The organism is Streptomyces capoamus, from assembly GCF_014654935.1.
Lineage (GTDB): Bacteria > Actinomycetota > Actinomycetes > Streptomycetales > Streptomycetaceae > Streptomyces > Streptomyces capoamus.
The window spans coordinates 82,438-88,947 of the sequence record NZ_BNBF01000007.1; the positions used below are offsets into that span (position 1 = coordinate 82,438).

The 6,510-nt window shown below is 72.5% G+C and carries 3 protein-coding genes; all 3 read right to left on the reverse strand.

The annotated features are described in order from the left end of the window. Positions 1 to 1,434, reverse strand: a 1,434-nt coding sequence (locus IE312_RS13415; protein WP_229899667.1) for an alpha/beta hydrolase, incomplete at its 3' end; no start/stop codon positions are given. 202 nt (positions 1,435 to 1,636) lie between these two features. Continuing rightward, positions 1,637 to 3,181, reverse strand: coding sequence for an alpha/beta hydrolase (locus IE312_RS13420; RefSeq protein ID WP_189981437.1), 1,545 nt, complete (start codon positions 3,179 to 3,181; stop codon positions 1,637 to 1,639). Between the two features lie 189 nt (positions 3,182 to 3,370). Continuing rightward, positions 3,371 to 6,367: a lysylphosphatidylglycerol synthase domain-containing protein gene (locus IE312_RS13425; protein ID WP_229899669.1), complete on the reverse strand. Its 2,997-nt coding sequence runs from the start codon at positions 6,365 to 6,367 to the stop codon at positions 3,371 to 3,373. Positions 6,368 to 6,510 lie beyond the last annotated feature (143 nt).

The window sequence follows — 6,510 nt, forward strand, 5'->3', positions numbered from 1 at the left end:
GCCCACACCCCGGCCCAGTTCGCCGGCCATTCTGCGGGTGCCTTCGTACGGGGTGGCCGGGTCGCCGGTGGTGCCCACCAGCAGGATCGGGGCCGCGCCCGGGGCGCTGACCTCCGGGGTGTCGTACTGGCCCGGCACCGGCCAGTCGTGGCACCAGCCCGCCGTGTCCCAGCCGAGGTAGTCGCCGAACACCGGTGAGATCCGCTCGAACTCCGCCAGCCGCCGCCGTGTCTCGGCGAGCGTCGGCCGCTGCCTGTCGTCCAGGCAGGATATGACCCGCTGCGAATGGGTCGTCGTGCCGTAACGGCCCGAGGCGTCCCGGTCGTTGTACTGGTCGGCGAGGGCGAGCAGCCCGGAACCGTCGCCCTTCTGCGCCGACGCGAGGGCGCTGGTCAACCTCGGCCACATCGATTCGCTGTACAGCGGCAGGATGATCCCGGTGACCGCGAGCGTCTGGGTCAGCTTGCGTCCGGAGGACGTCGGCAGCGGCTCGGCGTCGAGCCGTGCCAGCAGCCCGGCTATCTGCCGGGACCCCCGCCGCGGGTCCCGGCCGGTGGACTTCAGGTAGTCGTCGAGGGCCCGTTGGAAGCCGCGGGCCTGGTTCTCGGCGTGGCCCACCGTGTCCGCGGTCGGGTCGACCACCGCGTCGAGGACCAGTCGGCCCACCCGCCGCGGGAACAGGTGGGCGTAGACACCGCCGAGTTCGGTGCCGTAGGAGATGCCGAAGTAGTGCAGTGTGTCGTCGCCGAGGACCTGGCGCATCAGATCCATGTCGCGGGCGGTGTCGGTGGTGGAGGCGTGGGCCAGCAGGGGGCCGGCGGCCTTCTGGCAGCCCTTGCCGAAGTCGGTGGCGTCCTGGAAGTACGCCCGCTCCTCGGCCGGGGTGTCCGGTGTGGCGTCCACCGACTCGGCGGCCTCGGTCTCCCGGTCGCCGCGGCAGCGGACGGCCCCGCTTCCGCCGACCCCGCGCGGGTCCCAGCTCACCAGGTCGTAGCGCTCGCGGAGGGCGGAGACGGAGTCCGCGAAGTACGGCATGGTTGACAGGCCCGAGCCCCCGGGGCCCCCGAAGTTGAACAGCAGCGAGCCGATGCGGTGGCCGCCGGTGGCCCGGGCACGGATGAGGGCGAGGCCGATCGTCCTGCCGTCCGGCTTCGACCAGTCGAGCGGCACCTCGAGGGTCGCGCACCGCCAGGCGTCGCTCGGCGCGGTGGACGCACTGGTGGCCTTGCAGCGCCGCCAGTCGAGGTGCTGGGAGGTGAGGGAGGACGGCAGAGCCGTCGGGGACGGTGCTGCCGGGGTCCGCGACACCGGAGGGGAGGCCGGGCCGGTCCCCTTGCCCTCGTCCCCGTCGCCGCCCCCGCCGGACGAGCCGCCGCAGCCGGCCAGCAGCAGGCCTGCCGTCACCGCGGCCGTCCACCGCAGGAATCGCATCATGCGCACCCCCCTGACAGGCCCGCCGCATCGTGCCGCGCCGGGCGTTCAGGCCATGGTAGGCGTAGGCGGCAGAGCCCGGAGTGGCCTGTGGATAACCCGCTGACCTGCTGTTTCTTCTCATCGCCGGGTGATGTCGGCGGCTGTCGGGGATCTCTCCGGAGCAGCTGTCGGGGATCTGGGGCGAGCAGCTGTCGGAGGTCTGTCACGAGCAGACCGTGCCGGCCTTCGGCACCTTGCCGTCCAGCAAGTAGGCGTTCACCGCGCTCTGCACGCACTTGTTCTTGCTGTCGTACGCGCCGTGCCCCTGACCCCTGTACGTCAGCTCGACGCCGACGCCCTTGCCGAGCGCGTCCACCATCGCCCTCGCGCCCTGGTACGGCGTGGCCGGGTCGCCGGTGTTGCCGATGACGAGCAGGGGCGCCGACCCCGGGGCGCTGACGTCGGGATGATCGGCGGCGCCGGGCACCGCCCAGTCGGTGCAGCTCACCATGCCCCAGGCCAGGTAGGCGCCGAACAGCGGGGAGGCGGCGTGGAACTCGGGCAGCTTCCGCTGGACGTAGTCCGCGTCGTAGCGCTGCTTCTCGTCGGAGCAGTTGATGGCGATGTTGGCCGCGGTCAGGTTGCTGTACTCGCCGTTCTCGCTGCGGCCGTTCATGGAGTCGGACAGCAGCATGAGGACCTTGCCGTCCCCGTCGTAGGCCTGCTCGAGTCCCTCGGTGAGGTACTCCCAGAAGTCCTTCGAGTACAGGGACTGCGCGATGCCGTTGGTGGCGGCGGTCTCGGTCAGCTGGCGCGGGAAGATGCCCGGGATCGGCTTCTTCTCCAGGTTGCCGAGGAGGGTGGCGATGCGGTCCTTGACCTCCTTCTCGGTCGAGCCGATCGGGCATTCCGTGCTCTTGGAGGTGCAGTCCTTCGCGAAGTTGTCGAGCGCCAGCTGGAAGCCCTTGGCCTGGCCGAGGGCGCCCTGCTCCGGCGTCTGGGTGGGGTCGACGACGGCGTCGAGGACGGCCCGGCCGACGCGCCGCGGGAAGAGGTGGGCGTAGACGCCGCCGAGTTCGGTGCCGTAGGAGATACCGAAATAGTGGAGTTTGGCGTCGCCCAGGACCTGACGCATCAGATCCATGTCGCGAGCGGCGTCCGTGGTGCGCACGTGCGGCAGGATCGTCCGGGAGTTCTTCTCGCAGGCCGCGTTGAACTGCTTGGTGCGGGTCACGAACTGGGTGCGTTCGGCGCTGTCGTCCGGGGTCGCGTCCTGCTGGAAGTAGTCGTCGAGCTGGGCGTCACTCTCGCACTGCACCGGTGCGCTGCGGCCGACCCCGCGGGGGTCGAAGCTGACCAGGTCGTAGCGGGTGCGCAGGGCGGTGTAGTCGGAGCCGAACGCGGGCAGCGTGGTGACGCCGCTGCCGCCCGGGCCGCCGAAGTTGAACACCAGGGAGCCGATCCGCCGGCTCGCCGGGCCGCTGGCCTGCGCCCGGATCAGGGCGAGGTCGATCGTGTCGCCCTTCGGCCGGCTCCAGTCCAGCGGTGCCTTCATGGTCGCGCACTGCCACCTGGTGCCGCTCGGCAACGGGGACGGGGCGCTGCCGCCGCCCTCCGCCTCGGAGGGGGCCGGGCAGTCCTTCCAGTCCAGCTTCTGCGCCGTGAGGTCCCCGTCCTTCGCGCTGCCGCCGCAGCCGGCCAGTACAGCGGAGAGCAGCACAGCGGTGGTGGCCAGCGCGGAGACGCGCAGCCGGGAGGGGTTCGCCATACCCCCATCGTGGGGGCCTGTACGCCGGGGCGCGCGCCGGGCGCGGTCCGTACGAGCTACAGCACCGACCGGGTCGGCCGGAGGGCTCCGTCGCGGTCGGGTCGCCGGAGGGATCCCTTGCGGTCGGCCTCGGCCGGAGGGATCCCTTGCGGTCGGGTCGGCTCGTGGGCTCCCTTGCGGCCGGGCCGGCTAGAGGGCTCCCTTGCGGCTGAGGTGGTTGAAGGCCAGCCAGCCCGGCAGGACCGGCAGCCACAGGGTCAGCAGCCGGAACAGCAGCACGGCCGGGGCGGCGACCTCCTTGGGGAGTCCCACCGCGATCAGACCGACGGTGAGGGTGGCCTCGACGGCGCCCACGCCTCCGGGGGTGGGCGCCGCGGAGCCGAGCGCGTTGCCCGCCAGGAACACGACGGCGACGCTGGCGATGCTGAGCGACACCGATCCGTCGCCGAAGGCCCGGATGGACGCGTCCAGGCACATCACGAAGCAGGCGGTCAGCAGGAGCATGCCGCCGATGCCGGTGATGAGCTTCTGGGGCCGCTGCAGCACGTCGAGCATGCGCGGCACGACACCGGCGAACAGCGACCTCACGCGCGTGACGACGAACTTCCGCAGGAACGGCACGGAGGTGACCACGAGGACCAGCACGGCCACGGTCAGCAGGCCCGCGATGACCGTGCGGGACGGCGACAGCGACGGGGTCTTCTCGGTGCCGGTCAGATAACCGAACGACAGCAGCATCAGGATGTGGCAGCCGAGCCCGAACAGCTGCGAGGCGCCGACGCTCGCCACCGCGAGCCCCGGACGCACCCCGGAGCGCTGCAGGAACCGCGTGTTCAGGGCCACACCGCCGACCGCGGCCGGTGCCACGATCTTCACGAAGGACCCGGCGACCTGTGCCGCCACGGTCCGCGGGAACGGCACCCGCTCCGGCACGAAGCCCAGCAGGGCCATCGCCGCGGCGACGTAACTGAGCGCGGAGAACAGCACCGCGGCGATCACCCAGCCCCACTGCGCCTGCGCGAACAGAGTGCCGAACTCGATGTGGGTGAGCTGCGTCAGCAGGTAGTACGCGCCGATGGCACCGGCGATGAAACTGATCAGCGTGCGTGGCCGGACGCGTTCCAGCCGGGCCGGCTCCACGGGCGCCTGCGGCCGGATCCGCAGCACCTCGCGCCGGATCTGGGTGAGCAGGTCCTCCTCGCGGGCCTCTTCGAGGGCCTCGTCGATGGCCCGCTTCTCCGCGCGCTGCTCGGCACGGACCGTCTTCTTGTCGGGCTTGTCCAGGACGGGCGGCGCCGTGTCGGACGCCTCCTCGGCACGGACGGGCTTGGCCTGCTGGGAGGCCTCCAGGACCGCCTCGCGTTCGCGCTGCGCCCGCTCCCGGGCCAGCCGGCGCAGCGTCGCGCGCGTGGAGCGCGTCAACGCGATCGGCTGGAGCATCGGCAGGCAGTCGGCGACCGCGTCCGGGCCGAGCACGCCGACCGCCGAGGCCACCGCCCGTTCGGCGCCGACCCGCAGGCCGAGCGTGGTGACCAGCTGGGCGACGTCCATGCGCAGCAGCAGCTCGCCGGCCGCGATCTCGCCGCCGCGCAGCTCGGTGAGGATCACCCTGCCGGAACGATCCACCAGAATCGCGTCCCCGGCCAGCCGGCGGTGCGCGATGCGCCGCGACTGCAGCGCCCTCACCTGGTGCCAGGTGTTGCGCAGCAGCTCGTCGGTGATCTCCTCGTCGGCCAGCGAGTCCAGCGTGCGCCCGCCGGTGTGCTCGTAGACGAGCATGACCGCGTCGGGGCCCAGCTCGGAGGTGGCGATCAGCTTGGGCGCGTTGGCGCCGGCCGCGATCGCCGCGTACGCCAGCAGCGCCTCCTGCTCCAGCGCCTGGCGCAGCGACTGCAGGCTCGAACGGGTGGCGAAGCCGCGCAGGGTCAGATTGCGCCACGCGCGGTAGAAGAATCCCTGGGCCTGCTGCTCGCGGTCGACGACCGTGACGTCCAGCGGCGGGCCGTCCTCCAGGGTGACGAAGTAGCGCCGGCCCCGGTCGCCGTTCTCCGACTCCACGGCCTCCTCGCGGGCCGCCGAGACGGGGTGGAAGCCGACGTGCCGCAGGCCCGCCATCAGGGTCTGGCCGGTGGGGCGGACGTTGGGGGAGCCGACGGCGTACAGGGTGCCGTAGGCGATGGTCCAGCCGATCAGAACCGTCAGGATGATCGAGAAGGGGGTCGTGTAGCCGGTGACCAGCATCGAGAAGGCGTCGAGGAGCAGCACGATCCACAGCACCGCGCGCCATCTGGGCCTGCGGGACATGCCGACGGCCGTCATGTAGGCGATCACCGGCGCCAGATAGCCGTGCACCGGGTCGGTCAGGGCGTGGATGTCGCCCGGCGAGGGCTGGGTGAGGGCTTCCTGGATGGAGTCCGGGGCGGCGCGGGCGACCCACAGGTCGGTGGCGAGCGTCACTCCGTGGGCCAGGACGGCCGCGAGGACGCCGTCGGCGATGCGCAGGCCGTCCCGTTTGATCAGCCGTTCGATCGCGAAGGCGACCGGCACCAGCAGGATCGCGATGCTGGACGCCAGCCCCGCGATCTTGATCAGCAGGTCCGGGGCCTGCCCGGTGCCCTTGTTGATGTCCTGTTCGAGGCCCGAGGTGGTGCCGTGCGCGAACGCGGCGATCGCGAGCAGTACGACGATGGCGAGGACGCCCACCAGGAGCCGCATGAGGTCCGAGGGCCGGTGCACGCGCGCGGGGAGCAGCGGTTCGTCGCCCTCCACCTGCTCGGCGTGCGGGTCGTCGTCGGCGGGGGCGAGGTCGTCCGGGGGCGGGTGACCGGGACCGGGTGGCGCCGCCGCGTCGGCAGCGCCACGCGCCCGGGCGCCGCCGCTCCCGTCGGGCTCGGATCGGCCGTCCCGCGCGCGCGTGCCGTCGGCCACGTCCGGCTCTGTGTCGCCCTCGCGCGCGGGCGGGCCGTTCTCCCGGAGTCCGGGCTCGCTCTCCCGGAGTCCGGGCTCGCTCTCCCGGAGTCCGGGGCCGTTCTCCCGGAGTCCGGGGTCGCTCTCCCGTGCGCGCGTGCCGTCGTTCTCATGCGCTCCGGTGTGGTCGTGATGCGCGCCGGCGCCGCCCTCGTCCGCACGGGCGGGACCGGGGCGCGCGGAGGCGTCAGGGGTGCCCGCCGCTCCATCGGGGTGCACGCCCTGCTCCTCAGTGGTCTCTTCTCGGTCTCGTATCACCAGTCACCGCCCGCACGATGGTGGCATGCCCCACCGACAGACACGGGCATCAGGGTCCGGATGCGCGGGCGCACAGTCTGCCCGAAGCGGCGTCCGGGTGCGAG

Bases quoted from the DNA above. Each gene is read 5' to 3' on its own strand.
- IE312_RS13420 (WP_189981437.1), bottom strand. From the start codon at position 3,181: ATGGCGAACCCCTCCCGGCTGCGCGTCTCCGCGCTGGCCACCACCGCT.